The organism is Ferrovibrio sp., assembly GCF_041906005.1.
Classification (GTDB): Bacteria; Pseudomonadota; Alphaproteobacteria; order Ferrovibrionales; family Ferrovibrionaceae; genus Ferrovibrio.
In genome coordinates this window covers 23,740-42,664 of sequence record NZ_JAYRJY010000003.1, presented here as the reverse complement: position 1 = coordinate 42,664, position 18,925 = coordinate 23,740, and the positions used below count along the sequence as shown (strand labels likewise).

At 61.3% G+C, this 18,925-nt stretch carries 20 protein-coding genes; 13 read left to right on the top strand and 7 right to left on the bottom strand.

Going from position 1 to position 18,925, the window contains the following annotated elements; genetic code table 11:
• From ACE3OO_RS19340 to ACE3OO_RS19325, 4 genes are read left to right on the top strand one after another with little or no spacing between them, the layout of a single operon-like run.
• On the top strand, positions 1-888 hold the full coding sequence (locus tag ACE3OO_RS19340) for a carbohydrate ABC transporter permease (protein ID WP_374305535.1): 888 nt from the start codon (positions 1-3) through the stop codon (positions 886-888).
• A gap of 13 nt (positions 889-901) precedes the next feature.
• Positions 902-2,023 (top strand): ABC transporter ATP-binding protein, encoded by a 1,122-nt coding sequence (locus tag ACE3OO_RS19335; RefSeq protein WP_374305533.1) that lies wholly within the window; start codon positions 902-904, stop codon positions 2,021-2,023.
• 26 nt (positions 2,024-2,049) lie between these two features.
• The gene (locus ACE3OO_RS19330) at positions 2,050-2,847 is read left to right on the top strand and encodes a BtpA/SgcQ family protein (RefSeq protein ID WP_374305531.1); all 798 of its coding nucleotides are present in this window, start codon (positions 2,050-2,052) and stop codon (positions 2,845-2,847) included.
• 9 nt (positions 2,848-2,856) lie between these two features.
• Positions 2,857-4,377: an FGGY-family carbohydrate kinase gene (locus ACE3OO_RS19325; protein WP_374305529.1), complete on the top strand. Its 1,521-nt coding sequence runs from the start codon at positions 2,857-2,859 to the stop codon at positions 4,375-4,377.
• A 12-nt stretch (positions 4,378-4,389) separates the two neighbouring features.
• Here ACE3OO_RS19325 and ACE3OO_RS19320 read toward each other — a convergent pair whose 3' ends face one another.
• Positions 4,390-6,480 (bottom strand): sigma-54-dependent Fis family transcriptional regulator, encoded by a 2,091-nt coding sequence (locus ACE3OO_RS19320; protein ID WP_374305526.1) that lies wholly within the window; start codon positions 6,478-6,480, stop codon positions 4,390-4,392.
• 10 nt (positions 6,481-6,490) lie between these two features.
• Between ACE3OO_RS19320 and ACE3OO_RS19315 the strand changes: the two genes are divergently transcribed.
• The 9 genes from ACE3OO_RS19315 to ACE3OO_RS19275 all read left to right on the top strand — a co-directional run bounded on the left by ACE3OO_RS19315 (position 6,491) and on the right by ACE3OO_RS19275 (position 15,727).
• Positions 6,491-7,543: an NAD(P)-dependent alcohol dehydrogenase gene (locus ACE3OO_RS19315; protein WP_374305524.1), complete on the top strand. Its 1,053-nt coding sequence runs from the start codon at positions 6,491-6,493 to the stop codon at positions 7,541-7,543.
• A 126-nt stretch (positions 7,544-7,669) separates the two neighbouring features.
• Positions 7,670-9,160 carry an ABC transporter substrate-binding protein gene (locus tag ACE3OO_RS19310; RefSeq protein WP_374305522.1) on the top strand — a complete coding sequence of 497 codons (1,491 nt, stop codon included), beginning with the start codon at positions 7,670-7,672 and terminating at the stop codon, positions 9,158-9,160.
• 60 nt (positions 9,161-9,220) lie between these two features.
• The gene (locus ACE3OO_RS19305) at positions 9,221-10,102 is read left to right on the top strand and encodes a carbohydrate ABC transporter permease (protein ID WP_374305520.1); all 882 of its coding nucleotides are present in this window, start codon (positions 9,221-9,223) and stop codon (positions 10,100-10,102) included.
• Entirely contained in the window at positions 10,102-10,944 is an 843-nt protein-coding gene (locus ACE3OO_RS19300) for a carbohydrate ABC transporter permease (RefSeq protein ID WP_374305518.1), read from the top strand. The genes ACE3OO_RS19305 and ACE3OO_RS19300 overlap by 1 nt, the downstream gene beginning before the upstream one ends.
• A 12-nt stretch (positions 10,945-10,956) precedes the next feature.
• Positions 10,957-12,036 (top strand): ABC transporter ATP-binding protein, encoded by a 1,080-nt coding sequence (locus ACE3OO_RS19295; protein WP_374305516.1) that lies wholly within the window; start codon positions 10,957-10,959, stop codon positions 12,034-12,036.
• Entirely contained in the window at positions 12,029-13,102 is a 1,074-nt protein-coding gene (locus ACE3OO_RS19290) for an ABC transporter ATP-binding protein (RefSeq protein WP_374305514.1), read from the top strand. Before ACE3OO_RS19295 ends, ACE3OO_RS19290 begins: the two co-directional genes overlap by 8 nt.
• Positions 13,103-13,176: 74 nt before the next feature.
• Positions 13,177-13,842: a dimethylsulfonioproprionate lyase family protein gene (locus ACE3OO_RS19285; protein ID WP_374305512.1), complete on the top strand. Its 666-nt coding sequence runs from the start codon at positions 13,177-13,179 to the stop codon at positions 13,840-13,842.
• Positions 13,843-13,964: 122 nt separating this feature from the next.
• Positions 13,965-14,951: a D-erythronate dehydrogenase gene (denD, locus tag ACE3OO_RS19280; RefSeq protein WP_374305510.1), complete on the top strand. Its 987-nt coding sequence runs from the start codon at positions 13,965-13,967 to the stop codon at positions 14,949-14,951.
• A 23-nt stretch (positions 14,952-14,974) separates the two neighbouring features.
• Positions 14,975-15,727: an SDR family oxidoreductase gene (locus ACE3OO_RS19275; RefSeq protein WP_374305508.1), complete on the top strand. Its 753-nt coding sequence runs from the start codon at positions 14,975-14,977 to the stop codon at positions 15,725-15,727.
• 9 nt (positions 15,728-15,736) lie between these two features.
• Here ACE3OO_RS19275 and otnI read toward each other — a convergent pair whose 3' ends face one another.
• The 6 genes from otnI to ACE3OO_RS19245 all read right to left on the bottom strand — a co-directional run bounded on the left by otnI (position 15,737) and on the right by ACE3OO_RS19245 (position 18,916).
• Positions 15,737-16,504: a 2-oxo-tetronate isomerase gene (gene otnI, locus ACE3OO_RS19270; protein WP_374305506.1), complete on the bottom strand. Its 768-nt coding sequence runs from the start codon at positions 16,502-16,504 to the stop codon at positions 15,737-15,739.
• A gap of 98 nt (positions 16,505-16,602) precedes the next feature.
• Positions 16,603-17,238 carry a microcompartment protein gene (locus ACE3OO_RS19265; RefSeq protein ID WP_374305504.1) on the bottom strand — a complete coding sequence of 212 codons (636 nt, stop codon included), beginning with the start codon at positions 17,236-17,238 and terminating at the stop codon, positions 16,603-16,605.
• Positions 17,239-17,332: 94 nt separating this feature from the next.
• Entirely contained in the window at positions 17,333-17,614 is a 282-nt protein-coding gene (locus tag ACE3OO_RS19260) for a BMC domain-containing protein (RefSeq protein ID WP_320502228.1), read from the bottom strand.
• A 29-nt stretch (positions 17,615-17,643) separates the two neighbouring features.
• Positions 17,644-17,901, bottom strand: a complete 258-nt coding sequence (locus ACE3OO_RS19255) for a EutN/CcmL family microcompartment protein (RefSeq protein WP_374305502.1) — start codon at positions 17,899-17,901, stop codon at positions 17,644-17,646.
• Positions 17,898-18,311 carry a hypothetical protein gene (locus ACE3OO_RS19250; protein WP_374305500.1) on the bottom strand — a complete coding sequence of 138 codons (414 nt, stop codon included), beginning with the start codon at positions 18,309-18,311 and terminating at the stop codon, positions 17,898-17,900. Before ACE3OO_RS19250 ends, ACE3OO_RS19255 begins: the two co-directional genes overlap by 4 nt.
• Positions 18,312-18,316: 5 nt before the next feature.
• Positions 18,317-18,916: a BMC domain-containing protein gene (locus ACE3OO_RS19245; protein WP_374305498.1), complete on the bottom strand. Its 600-nt coding sequence runs from the start codon at positions 18,914-18,916 to the stop codon at positions 18,317-18,319.
• Positions 18,917-18,925: the final 9 nt, after the last annotated feature.

The following is an 18,925-nucleotide window of genomic DNA, read 5'->3' as shown; positions in this document are numbered from 1 at the left end:
ATGGGACAAGCAGCCACCGCAGCCGACCGGCGTGACCGCCGGTTCGGCTACGCCATGGCGAGCCCCAGTCTGATCGTGCTGTTTCTCATCATCCTCTTTCCCGTTCTTTCGGCTCTGTTCACGTCTCTCCACGAATACACGCTGATTGCGCCGAACTTCGATACCTTCACCGGACTGACGAATTTCAAGCTGGCCTTGGCCGATGCCGAATTCCGTCACTCCGCCTGGCTGACCATGCGTTTCGTCATTGGCGTGGTGGTGCTGGAATTCATCATCGGCTTCGCCGTCGCTCTGATGCTCAACAAGGTCGAGCGCTTCAAGCCGGTCTATTACGCCATCCTGCTCTGTCCGTTGTTGATGAACCCAGTGATCGTCGGCCTCATCTGGCGCATGTTCCTGCATCCGAATCTCGGTATCGTGAACTATCTGCTGGGTACGATCGGCATCAGCCCGGTCAATTGGCTGGGCGACACCAAGGTCGCGATCTGGACGGTGATTCTGGTCGATATCTGGCACCAGGTCTCGTTCATGATCGTGCTGCTGTTGGCGGGCCTCTCCTCGCTCCCGAAAGAGCCCTACGAGGCGGCACGAATCGACGGCGCCAATGCCTTCCAGTGCTTCATCCATATCACCCTGCCGATGATGCGGACGGTGATCGTGGTGACGCTGCTCATCCGCCTCATCTTCGCAGTGAAGACCTACGATCTCATCTACATCATGACGCGCGGCGGCCCGGGCACGGCGACTGATTTCGTCAGCTATTTCATCTATCGGACGGCCTTCGTCAGCCTCAACATCGGCGAAGCATCCGCCATGTCGATCATCCTGCTGACGGCCATTCTCGGCCTCACGGCCTACCTCTATCGCTACATGCGTTCGCTGAATTAAGGATACGCTGTCCATGGCCGGCATTGAGCTAAAGAACATCAGCAAGGTCTATGGCGGCTCGGTCGTCGCCGTCGACGATATCAGTCTGGAGATCAAGGACGGCGAGTTCATGATCTTCCTGGGACCGTCGGGTTGCGGAAAATCCACCACCTTGCGCATGATCGGCGGGCTCGAATCCATTTCGAAGGGCGATCTCCTCATCGGTGGAAAGCGGATGAATGATGTCGACCCGGCCGACCGCGACATCGCCATCGTTTTCCAGAACTATGCGCTCTATCCCCACATGACGGTGGCTGGCAATCTCGGCTTCGGCCTGAAGCTGCGCGGCGTCGAAAGGGGCGAGATCGAGCGTCGCATCAAGGCGATTTCCACCATGATGGGCATCGAACCGCTGCTCGAACGCAAGCCGGCGCAGCTCTCCGGCGGCCAGCGCCAGCGCGTCGCTTTGGGGCGGGCCCTGGTGCGCGAACCGCAGGCCTTCCTGCTCGACGAACCGCTCTCCAATCTCGACGCCAAATTGCGCGCCGCCATGCGTACCGAGCTCATCAAGCTGCATCACAAGGTGGGTACGACCATCATCCATGTTACCCATGACCAGATCGAGGCCATGACCATGGGCCAGCGCATCTGCATCATGAAGGATGGCCATATCATCCAGGTGGGCGCTCCCTTGGAGGTCTATCGCAATCCAGCCAATACCTTCGTTGCGGGATTCCTGGCCAGCCCACCCATGAATCTGGTGACGGGCGGCCTGGAAAGCGCAGGGCAGGGTGGGCTCGACGCCATCGTTGGAACGGCCCGTTTTCCAATCCCACAGGCCTTCCGGCAGGGCTATGCTGGCCATGCCGGGAAGGCGGTAACCGTCGGCCTGCGCCCCGAGGATTTCCACCTCGTCCCCATGGGTGAACGGTCGACACCTGTCGCCGTCCAGGCCGTCGCCGTGGAATTGCTGGGTCCCGAAGTGATCCTGGTTGCGGAACTTGGTGGCGCGGGCGGACCGGAGATCATGGCCCGCATGCCGCGCGACTTCCTGGCGCGTCCGGGCGCTGCCCTCACGCTCCATTACGACCTCACCCAAATGCATCTCTTCGACGCGCAGACCGGCAATGTTCTGGCCCGTCCGCAAATTGCCTGACATTTTTTGAAAGCAGAGAGTCCAGCATGATCAAGACAACCTTCGGCAGTCATAAGCCTATCATCGCCATGATTCATTTCGGCCCCCTGCCGGGCTCGCCGCTCTATGACAAGGATGGCGGCATGCAGAAGCTGATCGATCTGGCGGCAGCGGATATTGCCGCCCTGCAGGATGGCGGCGTCGATGCCGTCATGTTTGGCAACGAAGGCGACCGGCCCTATCTTCTCAAGGCCTCGCCGCAATCCTTGGCGGCCATGTCCTTTGCCGTGGGGGAACTGAAGCGGACGATCAGGATCCCCTTCGGCGTCAACTACCTGTGGGACCCGGTCGCCAGCGTCGCCTTGGGCGTTGCCAGCGGCGCCCGCTTCGTGCGCGAGATCTTCACCGGTGTCTATGATTCCGACATGGGGCTGTGGGCGCCGGATGCGGCCAGCGCCGTGCGACTGCGCGCCGATTGCAATCGTGCCGATCTGAAGCTGATGTACAATATCAATGCGGAATTTGCCTCGCCCATCGGCGACCGGTCCATCGCCGCCCGTGCCAAGAGCGCCGTTTTTTCATCCCTTGCCGATATAGTGCTTGTTTCCGGCCCGATGACCGGTGAAGCGGTCGAAACCGGCAATCTGAAGAAGGTAAAGGACGTCCTGCCCGATACCCCCGTCTTTGCCAATACCGGCGTCAATATCGACAATGTGGCGGACATCATGAGCATCGCCGACGGCGCCGTGATCGGCACGCATTTCAAGGTTGATGGCGATACCTGGAAGGCGGTCGACAAGGCGCGCGTCAGTCGCTTCATGGACAAGGTGCGCAAGATCCGCTGAGATACCGGCATGACCTATCTCCTCGGCCTCGACATCGGCACGACGTCGACCATCGGCATCATCATCGATACCGACGGCAACTCACTGGCCGTCGAAAGCCGGCCGGTGACGCTTCATGCCGATCATGCCAATTGGTCCGAGGAAGATCCGGCACAATGGTGGGCGAATGTCGGCGAGATCTGCCGTGCTCTCCTCGCCAAGACCGGCATCGCTGCCGCCGATATCGCCGGAATCGGCGTCACCGGCATGCTGCCGACGGTGATCCTGCTGGATGAGGCCGGCCGGCCCCTGCGCCGCAGCATCCAGCAGAACGATGCCCGCGCCACCAGGCAGCTGGATCAGTTCCGCCAGGGCATGGATGAGGCGAGGTTCCTCGCGCTCTCCGGCACGGGCTACAGCCAGCAATTGGTCGGGCCCAAACTGATGTGGCTGCGCGAGCACGAGCCGCAGCATTTCGCCGGCACCCGTCAGGTCGTCGGGGCGTCCGACTACGTCACCAGCCAGCTTACGGGCACGATCCAGGTCGAGCATAATTGGGCGCTGGAATCAGGCTTTGTGGAAGTGGCAACCGGGCAATATCACCCCGACCTGATCAGCTTGTGCGGGATCGATCCCGCTCTGCTGGCACCGATCCGCAAGAGCCACGAGGTGGTGGGGAAGGTCACGCCATCAGCTGCTTCTCATACCGGTCTGAAGGCCGGAACGCCGGTCGTGGCGGGCTGTGCCGATCACGTCGCCTCGGCCTTCGTCTGCGGCGCTTCCCGCAATGGCGATCTGGTGCTGAAATTCGGCGGGGCCGGCGACATTCTCCTCTCTTCCGACAAACCGGTGGCGGATCGGCGCCTCTTCCTCGACTATCACATTGTTCCCGGGCTCTATTTCCCGAATGGCTGCATGGCATCGAGCGGCAGCTTCCTCAATTGGGTCGTAGCCAATTGGGGTGGCGGTGCCCGCAATGAGGCAAAGGCCGCTGGCCTTTCGACCCATCAATGGCTCGACCGGCAATCGGCCGAAATCGGCGCCGAGAGCAGCATTCTGTTCCTGCCCTATTTCCTGGGCGAAAAGACACCGCTCAACGATCCGCATGCGCGCGGTACATTGGTGGGGCTGGGGCTCAACCATGACATCCGGCATGTCTGGCGCGCCGCTCTTGAAGGTGTCGTCTTTGGTTTCCGCCATCATGTCGAGACCTTCCACGAACTCGGCCTTGCGACACATCGGATTTTTGCCGCCGATGGTGGTGCCGCCAGCGACCTGTGGCTGCAGATCGCGGCAGACAGCTTAGGGATGCCGGTGACGCGCATCGACCGCCACCCAGGGTCGTCGCTGGGTGCTGCCTTCGTCGCTGGGTATGGCGTTGGTCTCATCAAGGAATGGTCGGCGATCGAGCGTTACGTGGCACCCGGCCGCACTTTCATGCCGATGCCTGCCAGCCAATCCGTGCTCAATCGGAAATATCTGCTGTGGCGCGACCTCTATCGCCGCCTGCAGCCCTTCTACCCGGCCTTGGCGGACATCGCCCCGGCCTGATCTCGTGGCAGATCAAGCCGGGCGCAGATGTTTATAGATCGTCGTCCGTGACACGCCGAGGATGCGCGCCGCCTCGGCGATATTGGCGCCGCTCGTTTCATAGGTGTCGCGAATCTGCTGGCAGCGCAGGCTCTTGAGGGCATGGCCGGCGCAATCCGGGCAGACATCCTGCAACGGCGCCAAATCACCCAGGACGTTCGTCTCATCCAGATAATCGGAATCGGCCTGCACGACCGCCCGCTGCAAGGCGGCATTGAGCTCGCGGATGTTGCCTGGCCAAGGCAGCGCCCGCAGGCGTTCAATCGCAGCATCGGTGATCGCAACTTCCGGCGCAATCTTTTGCAGCAATTGATGCACGATGGCCGCGAAATCGGCACGCTGACGCAAGGCCGGCAGCTTCACTTCGATCGCATTGAGCCGATAGAGCAGATCGGCGCGGAACTGCCGCTGCGTCACCATTTCCTGGAGATTGCGGTTGGTGGCCGAGACGATCTGGACATCGACCGTGTGCACATTCTGCCCACCTACGGGCCGCACTTCCATCAGATCGAGGAAGCGCAGCAGCGAGGTTTGCGCCGCCAGCGGGATATCGGCCACTTCGTCGAGGAACAAGGTGCCCTTATGTGCCTGCCGGGCAAGGCCGATGGATCCTTCCGACCGCGCATTGGTGAAGGCGCCGCGCTCATGGCCGAACAGTTCCGCGATAAAGAGGCTTTCGCTGATGGCCCCGCAATTCACTGCGACGAACTCGCCCTTGCGCTCGCTTAAGGAATGAACATGGCGGGCCATCAGTTCCTTGCCCGTGCCGGTCTCGCCGCTGATATGGACCGGCATGCGTCTTTTGACGCTGGTTGCCAGCGTCGTCACCTGCCGACGCAGGCCCGGATCTTCCAGCACGAAGCCGATATCCGCGCTGGAGGGGACCGTTTCGGCCACGGCGCGCTTCTGGGCAAAGGCATGCACGACGCCGTTGCGGTTACCGATCTGGCGGCACACCATGAAGACCGTGCTGCCGGACCGGTCGCGCAAGCGAACGGTGCCGCCACGCAGCAGGCTGTCGAAGGCACTCCCTTGCTTGGCGTCGAACAGATCCTCGAACTTCTTGCCGACATTGGCGCCGAGGCCTGCCAGCAGCGCCTGGCTGGGCCGATTGAGCGAGCGGACGATGCCGTCGCGCGACAGCGCCAGCAGTCCGGCCGACAATGTGTCCAGATACTCGACGCGCGGATGGAAGGCGACGATCAGCAGATTTGATTGCTGTTGATAGATAAGGCTGTTCTCGATCTGCGCCGCCGCCATCCGCACCAGGGCGTGGGTATGCTGCTGCCTGGCATCATTGGCGCAAGAGGCATCCAGCAGGCCCACGATCTCGCCAGTGGAGTCGAGAATAGGCGCCGCCATGCAGCTCAGATGACCGTGATTGGTGAAATAGTGTTCGCGCCCATAGATGGCGATCGGCGCCCGTTCCAGCAGGGTCAGTCCCAGTGCATTGGTGCCGCGATTGCCTTCACACCAGATGCTGCCGGGAATGATCGAACGGCCAGCATCGCTTTCGGCGAATTGATGATCGCTGATCGTGTCCAGGACCACGCCCTCAGCATCGCCGAAGGCGATCATGAAGTTCGACCCGGCGATCTGCGAGTGCAGCAACTGCATTTCGGCGATGGCCATGCGCCGCAGCAGGGCGTTCCGGTCGCGCCGAAGCTGCAGGTCCTCGGCGGTCACGACAACCCCTTCGGGTTCCCGGCGCGGGTCAAGCCCGCTTTCCACGCAGCGTTCCCAACTGCGCGCTACCTGATCGGTAAGGACGCCGTTGGGGAATCGCTTCCCCTGTTCGAGGGCGCTCCGCGCGCGCTCGATGCCGGACATGATCGCCATTGACCCTCCCAGGGGGCATATGAAGGCTTCTTTGTTAGACTCAGGATCGGCTGAAAGCGGTCCTGGCGCAATATTCAGATTCTGAACACTTGTACGCTTGGCCTGTTCAGCAGCTGAGCGTGAGCAGTCGCGAAAAAACGCTCTATCCAATTGAAAATAATCGTAATTCATTGCTGGCACAGAGCGTGCTCTTAGGCTCCCGCCAAAATCCTGCAAGGGGATCAAGGAGGAGCATATGAAGGCACAGGTTCTAAGAGCGTATGACGACAATCTGACGGCGCCCAACTGGGTGAGCTACGAGGATGTGGCGGACCCGAAGCTGGTGAAGTCGACCGATGTCATCGTGCGCATCGGCGGCGCGGGCGTTTGCCGCACCGATCTGCACATCATCGAGGGCGTCTGGCGCCCGCACATGGACCCCAATGGCGACAAATTGCTGCCGCTCATCATGGGCCATGAAAATGCCGGCTGGATCGAGGAAATCGGCAAGGAAGTCGAAGGCTTCAAGAAGGGCGATCCCGTCATCGTCCATCCGAAGATCAGCAACGGCACCTGCCTCGCCTGCCGGCGCGGGCACGACATGCACGGGCCTGGTAAGTTCCCGGGCCTCGATTGCAATGGCGGCTATGCCGAATATCTGGCGACGTCGGAACGCAATATCATCCCATTGCCGCGCAGCCTGGCACCCAAGGAAGTGGCGCCTTATGCGGATGCGGGCCTTACCGCCTATCGCGCGGTGAAGAAGGCGGCGCAGCAGCTTCTGCCCGGCGAACGTTGCGTCATCATCGGTGCCGGCGGCCTCGGCCATATCGGCATTCAGTGCATGCGCGCCATGTGTGCAGCCGACATCATCGTCGTCGATCTCTCCGACGATTCCCTGCAGCTGGCCAAGAAATGCGGTGCCGACCATCTGGTCAAAGCCGACGGCAATGAGGTCGAGGCTGTGCTGGCTCTGACCGATGGCAAGGGTGCCGAAGCGGTGCTCGATTTCGTCGGAGAAAAGGGGACGACCACCAAGGGCCTCGCCATGACCCGGCCGATGGGCAGCTACTATGTCATCGGTTATGGCGAAGACATTCGCGTGCCCACCGTCGACATGGTCATCACCGAACGCAACATCATCGGCAATCTGGTCGGCACCTGGGCCGAGTTGACCGAGTTGATGGCCTTGGCCGATCGCGGCCTCGTCGAATTGGCGACGGCCGAGTATCGCCTCGCCGATGCCAACAAGGCCCTGCAGGACCTGCATCACGGCCGCATCCATGGACGGGCGGTGCTTATCCCCTGAGCCCGCCGGTAACAGACGACCCAACAACAAGAAGCAAAACTTGGAGGAAAAGTAATGAAGACGATTGCGCGACTGCTTTCGACGACATGCGCCTTTGCCTTGCTCGCCGGGACCCTGGCTCCGGCAATGGCAGACGATATCGATTACACCCCCTATGGCGATTACGGCGCCTATGGCAAGGCGGCGGATGTGCCTGGCGCCTGCTCCTATGCCGATACGGATAAGAAGGATTATTCCGGCCGCAGCCTGAAGATCATCACCCATGCCGTGCCGGTCATCGGCGAACCGACCGATCTGCATGCCAAGCAGTTCGAAGCTTTGACCGGCGCCAAGGTCGACGTGGTCCACGTCCCCTTCGGCGACCTCTATCAGCGTATCATGATCCCGTTCCAGACCCATCAGGCGGCTTATGACGTGATGTTCTATGCCTCGCTCTGGATCGGCGATCTGCACAACTTCCTGGCCCCCGTGCCGGACAGCTACAAAGAAGTCAGCGGCCTTAAGGACGTCACCAAGAATTACCAGGACGTGGCGACCTGGGGCGACCAGATGGTGCAGTACCCGATGGATGGCGACCGCCACTATCTCAAATATCGCGCCGATATCTTCAGCAATCCGGAATTCCAGGCCAAGTTCAAGAAGGATACCGGCAAGGACCTCGCCGTTCCCACCACCTGGGAAGAATACAACGAAGTCGCCAAATACTTCTCCGGCTGGGATTGGGCCGGCGATGGCAAGGACCATTTCGGGTCGGCCGAAGTGACCAAGCGCGACGATCTCATGTTCTCGGCCTTCATCAGCCGCGTTGCTGCCTTTGCCAAGAACCCGAACGTGAAGGGCGGCTTCTTCTTCGATCTCGCGACGATGGAACCGCAGGTCAACAATCCGGGCTGGGTCAAGGGCCTGGAGATGTTTATCGACGCGCAGAAGAGCTTTCCGCCGGGCGGCGCCAATTTCGGCCTCGGCGACGAAATCTTCTCCTTCGGCGGCGGCCAGACCTTGATGAGCTACAGCTGGGACGATGCCTTCATCCAGGCCCAGGAAGCGAAGAGTCCGATCCGCAACAAAGTGATGGCGGCACCGCTGCCCGGCTCCCATGAGGTATGGAACCGCACGACGAAGAAGTGGGACCATTTCGATGAAGCCAACCGCCCGCCTTACATCACCTGGGGCTGGACTTCGGCGGTGAACAAGGAATCGAAGAACCAGGACATCGCCTTCGACTTCCTGTGCTTCTTCTCCAACGAAGCCAATGCCAATCTCGATCTCCAGATCGGCCGCTTCGGCGTCAATCCCTATCGCAACGGCCATTTCGACGCCAAATTCTGGCAGGAAAAGCTTGGCTGGGACGAGAAGGTGGCGACCGGCTATGTCGAAACTCTGTCCAGTATGGACGACAGCACCAACCGCGTCTTCGACCTGCGCGTGCCCGGCGTGAACCAGTTCATGTCGACACTTGCCAACGGCGTCGCCGAAGCCATGGCCGGCCAGAAGTCCGCCCAGGAGGCGCTCGACGGTGTTGCGGCACAGTGGCGGGAAATCGTCGAGAAGATCGGCACCGACAAGGTCCGCGAGGCTTATGCCAACGTTGTCGCCCTGGAAGACAACGGTCGTTGATGTCTCGGGCCGGGTGCCTTCGGGCACCCGGCCCATACTTTTCCTGACAAGGTTCCCTCTATGACCGGTACCTGGTTCCGTGGATACAAACTGGCCTTTCTTCTCCCCGGCCTGTTGATCCTGCTGGCGATCATTCTATTTCCGTTGCTGTTCACGATCCGCGTCAGCCTGTCCGGTTGGGACGCAATCACGCCCGAACTCAATTTCGTCGGCGGCAAGAACTACGCCAATGTCTTTGGTGACGTCCGCTATTGGCAGGCGCTCGGTCGCCTCGGCCTCATGGCCACGGGTACGGTGCTCATTGAATATGTGCTGGGCTTTGCCATGGCCTTGCTGGTCTGGCGCAATATCCGAGGTCAACGCCTGTTTCGCGTTCTTTTCCTGATGCCGATGATGACGACGCCGGTGGTGATGTCGGTCGTTTGGCGCACGATCTTTCATGAATCGCTGGGGCCAGCCAACGACCTCCTCGGCCTCATCGGCCTTGGCCCCTATCAGTGGCTGACTTCCAGCGCCATGGCTGTTGTCAGCGTGATGGTGGTTGAAGTCTGGCAATGGACGCCGTTCATTTTCCTGCTGCTGCTGGCCGGCCTGCTGAGCCTGCCGCGCGAGCCGTTCCTGGCCGCCGCGATCGACGGTGCCGGCCCGGTGCGCACCTTTTTCAATGTCACCCTTCCCATGCTGATGCCGGTCTCGGTCGGCGCCATCATCATCCGCCTCATCGAGGCTTCGAAGTTGATGGAAACGGTCTATGTGCTGACCTCCGGCGGACCGGGCACGGCAACCGAGACGTCCGGCTACTACATTTATATCCGCGGCCTGCGCGATTTCGAGATCGGCTATGCCTCGGCCCTCTCCATCACCTATCTCGTCATCATGATCATCACCTTGACCATCGCCACCAAGCTGCTGGTGCGCTTTGTCTTGGAGGGGCGCAAATAATGCCGATGCTCTATCGCCTGATTAAATACACAGCTATCTTCGCCTGGTCGGCCTTCGTGGTGGCGCCGTTCTTTTGGGCGCTCAGCACCAGTTTCAAGACGGCCAATGGCGTCACCGGCGGTCCCACCTATATACCCTGGATGCAATTCGAGCCATCAACGGAAGGCTGGCGCAATCTTTTCGGCGGCGCTGGCGGCATCGACATCGTCGACCCCTATTGGGACAGCGTCGTCGTGACTCTGGGCGCCAGTGTCATCAGCCTTGTCCTCGGCACTTTCGCGGCTTATGGCCTGTCGCGTTTCCAGTATCGCTGGGGCTTCGTGCGCAATGCCGACTTGACCTTCTTCTTCATCTCTCAGCGCATCATGCCGCCCATCGTGCTGGCAATTCCCTTCTTCCTGATGCTGCAATTCCTGGGCCTGCTCGATTCCAAGCTTGGCCTCATCATCGTCTATATCGCCTTGTTGCTACCGATCGCCGTCTGGGTGTTGATCGATTTCTTCAACAATATCCCGCGCGCCATCGACGAAATGGCGATGCTCGACGGCTGCACGCCCTTCGGCGCTTTCTTCCGCGTCATTCTGCCCAACAGCATTCCGGGCCTGGTCGTCGCTGGCATGTTCTGCATCATCTTCGGCTGGAACGATTTCTTCTTCGCCTTCACGCTGACCTTCACGGATACGCAGATTCTCCCCGTTGCGGTGGTGGCGCTCAATTCCTCAGTGACACCGTGGTGGAGTCTTTCGGCATCGGCCCTCATCTCGGTGGCGCCACTGGTACTTATCGCCTTCCTGGTTGAACGCTTCCTGTCCCACGGCAGTCTTGCCGGCGCCATTCGCTGAAGGTTGGCTCGCATGTCGCTGAAGATCACTGATCTCACCGTTATCCAGGATAACGTCACTTTTCTGGGCGGGATCTCCACCAGCTTTCCGCGCGGTCGTCTGACCACGATCCTGGGGCGGACACTCGCCGGCAAGACCACTTTGTTGCGCAGCCTGGCCGGGCTGCAAATGCCTGATCGGGGCCACATTGAGCTTGACGCAAAGTCGATCGACAAGCTGCCTGTCTGGCAACGCGATGTGGCCATGGTCTACCAGCAATTCATCAACTATCCGCACCTCACCGTTTTCGACAACGTGGCATTCCCCCTGCGTCGCAAGGGTGTGGCGACAGGAGAAATCCGGTCACGGGTGGCGGCGGCGCTGGAGCGCGTCGGCCTCAGCGATTTCAGCGAGCGGCGACCGTCGCAGATGTCGGGCGGCCAGCAGCAACGGGTGGCGCTTGCCCGCGCGCTGGTCCGCCGCAGCAATGTCCTGCTCCTTGATGAGCCGCTGGCCAACCTCGACTACAAGCTGCGCGAACAGTTACGCGAGGATTTCCGCAGCCTGTTCGCCGACCAGCAGGATGCCATCATCGTCTATGCGACCACCGAACCTGCCGAAGCGATGATGCTTGGCGATCAGGTCGTTGTCATGCATGAGGGACGGGTCCTCCAGATCGGCGCCCCGCATGAGATCTACGAAAGACCAGCCACGGTTGACGTCGCACGCATTGTCGACGATCCGCCGATGAACATCGTTCCGGCCGTGGTCCGGCAGGGCCGGCTGTGGCTTGGAACCGAATTCGCCCTGCCCCTGCCGACGCATATGGGTGGCCTTAGCGACGGCGTTTATAAACTCGGCATCCGCGCGCAAGATGTCTATCTGGTTTCGGAAGGGGGTGTCGGGGCCAGCCTTGCCTTCTCGGAAATTTCCGGCTCTGAGACATTTCTCTATGTCGACAGCGCTTTTGGGGAACTCGCCGTCCAGATGGCGGGCATTCACGACTTGACCCTGGGCGCCGGCTTGCGGGTCGGTTTCGCGCCGGAGCGTCTGCTCCTCTTCTCTGCAGACGGGAAGTTGCTGACAGGCGTGCCAGGAGGACATCATGGCTGAAATCTCTCTGGCCGGCATCGGGCACCGCTATGCCTTGCGCAACTATGCGCTGGCGCCCCTCGACATGATTTTCGAGCATGGCCGGACCTATGCGCTGTTGGGACCATCCGGTTGCGGCAAGACGACCATGCTCAACATCATCTCTGGGCTTCTCAAGCCCAGCGACGGTCGGGTCCTGATTGACGGTCGCGACGTTACGCGCACGGAAACTGCTGCGCGCAATATCGCCCAGGTCTTCCAGTTTCCAGTCATCTATAGCGCCAAGAGTGTTGCCGAGAATCTGGCCTTTCCCCTGGTTTGCCGGGGTTGGGCATCCGACCGGATCCGCGCGCGGGTAGGCGAGATTGCCGAACTGCTGGGCCTGACCGCCACGCTCGGTAAGCGCGCCAATAACCTCACCGCCGATCAGAAGCAGCTTATTTCGCTGGGACGCGGGCTGGTTCGCGATGATGTCGCAGCTTTGCTGATGGACGAACCGTTGACGGTGATCGATCCGCAGAGCAAATTTGCCCTCAGGCGCAAGATAAAATCGATCATCGAGCAGGCGAGGCTGACGGTCATCTATGTCACCCATGACCAGAACGAGGCCATGACCTTTGCTCATGAAGTTCTGGTGATGAAGGATGGTGCGGTCGTCCAGCGTGGCACGCCAGACGAACTGTTCGAACGGCCGCGCACGGCCTATGTCGGCTATTTCATCGGCTCTCCGGCGATGAATTTCCTGGAAATTGAGAATGTGGCGGGTCGCCTTTCCGTCAGCGGGCTTGCCTTGCCGGCGGTGCCGAGCCTGATCGAGGCCCAGCGCCAGGCGGCGGGCTGCAAGCTGCAATTGGGGCTGCGACCAGAGCATATCCAATTGGCTGATGCCGCCGAGACCGGGCAGTTCCCGGCCGAAATCGTCGCCGTGCGCGACCATGGCAGCAATCGGGTCGTCCTCCTGCGTGTTGGAAAATCGACCGCCAGCATGAAGGTCGGTCGGGATGTCGATTTGCCGGTGGGCAAGGTCTGGCTGAAGGTGGCGCCGGAAAAGATGCGCATTTATGCCGACGGCATTCTGCTCGCTTGAGCCGGCGGGGGTAGGGCATTGGCCAGCCGGTGGAATGCGCTATAGTCTCGCCCGCATAGAATGGGGCGGGCGGCATGCATGGGTTGGACTTGCTGTGGCATGAAATTGACCGATTTCTCGGCGGTTTAGCGGATGCCGATGGCGGCGTTGCACGGACACGCATGCGCTTGGGCGAAATGGCGGACCTGCGCAGATTGCCGGCGACCATACCACCTGCGTCGCCCACATGCGGATCTTACAAGGAAGCTCTGGCGGCGGCTGTTATCGGACCGGCGGCAGAACTGGCGCAGGCTCTGGGCAACATCGACCTTCATTGGATCAGCTATAACGCCTATGCGGCGGATACGATCGGAACGCTCTTCCCCCGCCGCCACGCCTATACCAGCCTGATCGCGGCGGCCGATCCGGATTGGGCCCGTGACTTCGATATCGGCTTCCTGCTCATCGCCCCGGGCACGCTCTACCGCGATCATCACCATCTGGCGTCGGAACTCTATGTGCCCTTAACGGGTCCGACCTATTGGCGGTTCGGCACCACGGCTCCGTGGGCTGAGAAGATGCCGGGCGAGACCGTCTGGAACCCGCCGCACCGTGTTCACGCAACCTTGGTGCGCGACATGCCGTTGCTGTGCCTTTACGCCTGGACCGAGAATGTCCATGCACCGGCAAAGGTCGAGTTTTCACCCGACTGGCGGGAAATCGAAGCGGCGCTGGCTCATCAGGAAGGGGTGATCCTGTGAAGACCGTCACCGATTCGGTGTCGCACGGCCGATTCCGGCGGTTTTTTGAACGTGCAGCACCATTTTTCGCCTATGCTGCCCTGCGCTTGCGCGCGTCACGATAGATACGAGGTTTCAACTCAATGCATATTCTCATTATCGGCGCCGCCGGTATGGTCGGGCGCAAGCTGACCGACCAGCTCGCCGCCAGTGGCGGCCTGGATGGCAAGGCGGTCGAGAAGCTGACCTTGGTCGATGTCGTTCCACCCAGCATGCCGGAAGGCTTCACCGGCACGACAAGGACGCTGACGGCGGATCTCTCGCGGCCGGGGGAAGCGGAGAAGCTGATCGCTGAACGCCCGGACGCCATCTTCCACCTCGCCGCTATCGTTTCAGGTGAGGCGGAGGCAGATTTCGAGAAAGGCTATCGCATCAATCTCGACGGCACGCGCTATCTCTTTGAAGCGATCCGCTTGCAAGGTGCGCGCCAGCCCTATCGCCCGCGTCTGGTCTTTACCTCCTCGATCGCTGTCTTCGGCGCACCCTTTGCCGACAAGATCGACGATACGTTCCTTAGCGCGCCGCTGACCTCCTATGGCACGCAGAAGGCAATCGGCGAATTGCTGTTATCGGATTATTCGCGCCGCGGCTTCTTCGACGGCATCGGCATTCGCTTGCCCACCATCTGCATCCGACCCGGCAAGCCCAACAAAGCCGCCTCCGGCTTCTTCTCGAACATTCTGCGAGAACCCCTGTCGGGCCAGGAAGCAATCCTGCCGGTGGCCGATTCCGTCCGCCATTGGCACGCCAGCCCCCGCGCGGCGGTTGGTTTCCTGCTGCATGCGGCCACACTCGATCTTGAGCGCGTTGGCCCCCGGCGCAACCTTAGTCTGCCGGGTCTCTCGGCTACGGTCGGCGAGCAGATCGAGGCCCTGCGCCGCGTCGCCGGTGAGAAGGCGGTGAAGCTCATTCGCCGCGAGGCGGATCCGACGATCCAGAAAATTGTCGCCGGCTGGCCCAGCGATTTCAACCCGGCCCGCGCACTGGCCCTTGGCTTCCGTGCCGAAAGCTCGTTTGATGAGATCATCCGCGTGCATATCGAGGATGAACTCGGCGGCAAGCTCGTCTGAAATCCAATACCAAGAGGATCGTTATGACCATCAAGACGGCAATCGTCACCGGGGCCGGAACAGGTGTCGGCAAGGCCATCGTCAAAGCGCTGCTCGGGCAAGGCTACAAGGTCGCCATGATCGGCCGCCGGCGCGACGTGATCGAAGCTGCGGCAAAGGAACTGGATCCGACCGGCGCCAATACCATGACCGTCCCGACAGATATCGGCGACCCGGTCGCGGTTGCCGGCATGTTCGATCAGGTCAAGGCGAGTTGGGGCCGGCTGGATCTGCTGGTCAACAATGCCGGCATTGGCGCCCCCGCGATCCCGCTCGAGGAATTGTCGGCCGAGCAATGGCTGGCGGTGGTGGCGGCCAATCTCAACGGGGCCTTCTTCTGCACCCAGCAGGCCTTCAAGATCATGAAGGCGCAGTCTCCGCGCGGTGGCCGCATTATCAATAATGGCTCGATTTCGGCCACCACGCCGCGCCCCCATTCGGCGCCCTATACGGCGACCAAGCATGCGATCACCGGGCTCACCAAATCCACGGCGCTCGACGGCAGGCCTTTTGATATCGCCTGCGGCCAGATCGACATCGGCAATGCGGCGACCGAGATGACACGGAAGATGGCAACAGGCGTGCTGCAGGCCAATGGCTCGACGGCGATCGAAGCCACGATGGATGCCAAACATGTCGGCGATGCCGTCGCCTATATGGCGAGCCTGCCGCTAGATGCCAATGTCCTCACCATGACGGTGATGGCGACGCAGATGCCCTTCGTCGGTCGCGGCTAGAGCCAGCCGCTAGACTCTGGCTCGCCAGCCGAGGCCGGCGAGCGTGCCGGCCGCCGGCCGGTATTCGCAGCCGACGAAGCCGGCATAGCCCAGCCCGTCCAGCTCACGCAGCACGCGGAAATCGTCGAGTTCACCGCTGCCGGGTTCATGACGCGTCGGCACGGCGGCGATCTGCACGTGACCAATGAGCGGGAATAGGCTCTTCATCCCGATCAGCACATCGCCATGCATGATCTGGCGGTGATAGATGTCGAATTGCAGGCGCAGATTGGGACGCCTGAGCTCGCCGATCAGCTCGGCGGCAAGATTGAAATCATTGAGAAAATAGCCCGGCATGTCGCGCTGGTTGATCGGCTCGATGAGAATATCGATGCCTTGCGGTCCCGCTTGATCGCAGGCAAAGCGCAAGGCATCGGCGTATGCCGACCGCGCATCCGGGGCCTTGCGATCGGCAATGCCGCTCATCATGTGCAACCGCTTCACGCCGGTCGCCGCTGCATAGCGCAAGGCGAGGGCGACACTGGCACGAAATTCATCGCTGCGCGCCGGAATCGCGGCCATGCCGCGATCGCCCGCGACCCAATCGCCGGGCGGCAGGTTGAACAGCGCCTGGGCAAGCCCATTCTTGTGCAACATTGCGCCGATCGCCTCGGCTGAGTGCTCGTAGGGAAAGAGGTACTCGACCGCCTCGAAACCGGCGTCGGCTGCGACCTGGAAACGGTCCATGAAGGACCATTCGTTGAACATCATGCTGAGATTGGCGGCGAGCCGGATCATGCGGAAGAATCCATCAGTCCAGGGTCGATTCTATATCGCCCAGACTATATCACTCGCATGTGGCGCGGCGGGAGAAAAGGGTCGCGTCGGTAGCCGCCCTACGCCTTCCCCGACCGCCCGATCACGGCACCCAGCACCTCATCGATGCGATCGCGGGCGCGTTCGCATTCCTTGCGTGTACCGGAAAGGAACAATCTCCCGCTGGCGCCGATCATCTGCACGTCAACGAGGGTGATGCCGGGCGCGACCTTCTCCGCCTCATTGGCAGCGACCGAGGCAAAGAGCGCCGGCTCCAACTCATAGAGCAGCAGAGATTTGCCCGGCAGCAGCATCGATGCCTCGCGCGTGCGATTGAGGATGATCGCATGCTGGTCCGACACATCGTCAATGATGTCGGCGTAGAGTGTCCGGGGTTTCAACTGGTCTTCGGGCTTGTGGCCGATGCCTTTGAGGATCGCCTCGCCGGCGAAGTTGAGATGCGCGAGATCCGCCGCATGCAGCTCCAGGATGCCGTATTGCCGCTCGGTATAGAGCAAGCCCGGCTCCATGTCCGGCGCGGTCTTTAGTGCCAGATCGCAGATCCGGTGAATGGCCAAAGCCGGCGCCACCTCGATGATCAAGCTATGCTCGCCCTGCATCGGCGGATAGCCGCGCGCCCGCGTGGGCGTCGACATATATGCCGCGAACTGGCGGGCCAGGTCTTTCACCAGCAGATAGACGCGAAGCTCGGTCATAAATTGATTCCGGAAGGCGTTAGAGCAACGTCAACACATCTGCCGTCATGCCCGCACTCAGTCGGGGCATGACGGTCAAGCTTGCGTCGATCAGTTACTTCCCGCTGGCGGTCGAGAAATGCTTGCCAAGGTCGGGATGCGGGCGCGGGATGACGTGGACGGAGACCAGCGTACCGACGCTGCTCGCTGCTTCGGCACCGGCTTCAGTCGCTGCCTTCACGGCACCGACATCGCCATTAATGATGACGGCAACGAGGCCGTCACCCACTTCTTCGCGGCCGACCACCGTGACATTGGCGGCTTTGACCATGGCATCGGCCGCGGCCAGGGCCGCGACGAAACCCTTGGTCTCGATCATTCCGATAGCGTTCGACATGGTTCTCTCCTTGCTTTCAACAGTGTTGGCTATTTCGATTTGGATTTCGACGTCTCGTCGAGCGAGCCGATGATGAGTGCGTCTATGGGTATCTTGCCGCCGCCCAGCCAGGAGGCGGCGGTGGAACCGGTGACGATGAGGACATCCTCGCCCTCGCCGCAGCCCAGCACGTCAAAGGCGATCATGCGCCCGCCGCCGGGGCTTTCCACTTCCAGGAACGCCCCCGAGGGGATGTGCTCGATTTTCTTGGTGGCCCAATATCGGCCCACGACCCGACCGCGAATCATTGCCCGATCCTTTCGACGCTGATGTTGCGCGCCTTGGCCTTGTCGCGGGCCAAGGGGGTGATACTGACGCCCGGCCCCAGCAGCAGGCGCGAGACATTCTTGCCGAGCTTGGCGATGGCGCCTTCCGTAACGACGCCCTTGTCGACGCGATGACTTTGCCCGGACGGCGCAGCCGTCGTTGGCGCAGCAGAGCTTGCCAGATGGAACGGATGCCGCCCGGCCAGAATGGCAGTGCGCACCTGCGGATCGTCAGCGAGGCGCAAGACGTCCTTGGCAAAAGTCGCGAGATCGGCATCCCCAGCAATGCGCACCGAGGAAGGTGTGGCGGCGGGCGACTTACCCGACTTCATCGCCTTCACTTCCTCGGCGATGACTTCTCGGATCAGGTTGCGGATGAGGCTCTTATCCATCTGGCTCATCCTTGCAAGGCGGCCAAGGCCGCTTCAGCGCCCATGCGCACATTGGATTCTTCACCGGAGAGGTAGACCCGGCCGGTGGCGCCGAACATGCGATAGTCGATCACTTTGATATCCGCCGTTTTTTCCGCCTCATTGGTGGCCAGGATGGCATAGGAGGCGGGCTGCATCTCGAGGACGAAGAGCGATTCGCCGGGCAGGATCATCGAACCCGATTTGTTGCGGTTGATGAGGAAAGCGTGGCCATTATCGATCCGGGTCACGATCTTGGAAGCGAGAATCTGCGGTTTCATCGCCTGTTCGGTTCGTGCCTCGAGCTCATCCAGCACAGCCTCGGCGGCCGACTTGACGGCGGCCGTCGAACGGGAATGGAATTCGAGATAGCCGAACTGGCGTTCCACCACCAGCATGCCACCGCTCACCTCGGCATGCTTGAGGGCGGTATCGGTCAGCGCCTCGATATCGAGCCCGGGGGCCACTTCGATGATCTGGGCGGCCATATGGGTGCGTGGCAAGCGCCCGCGCATGCCGCTCGCCATATAGCAGAGCGTCTGCGGCTGCAGCTGGTCGATGAAGATGAAGGAGCGCAGATCGGCCATGATATCAGT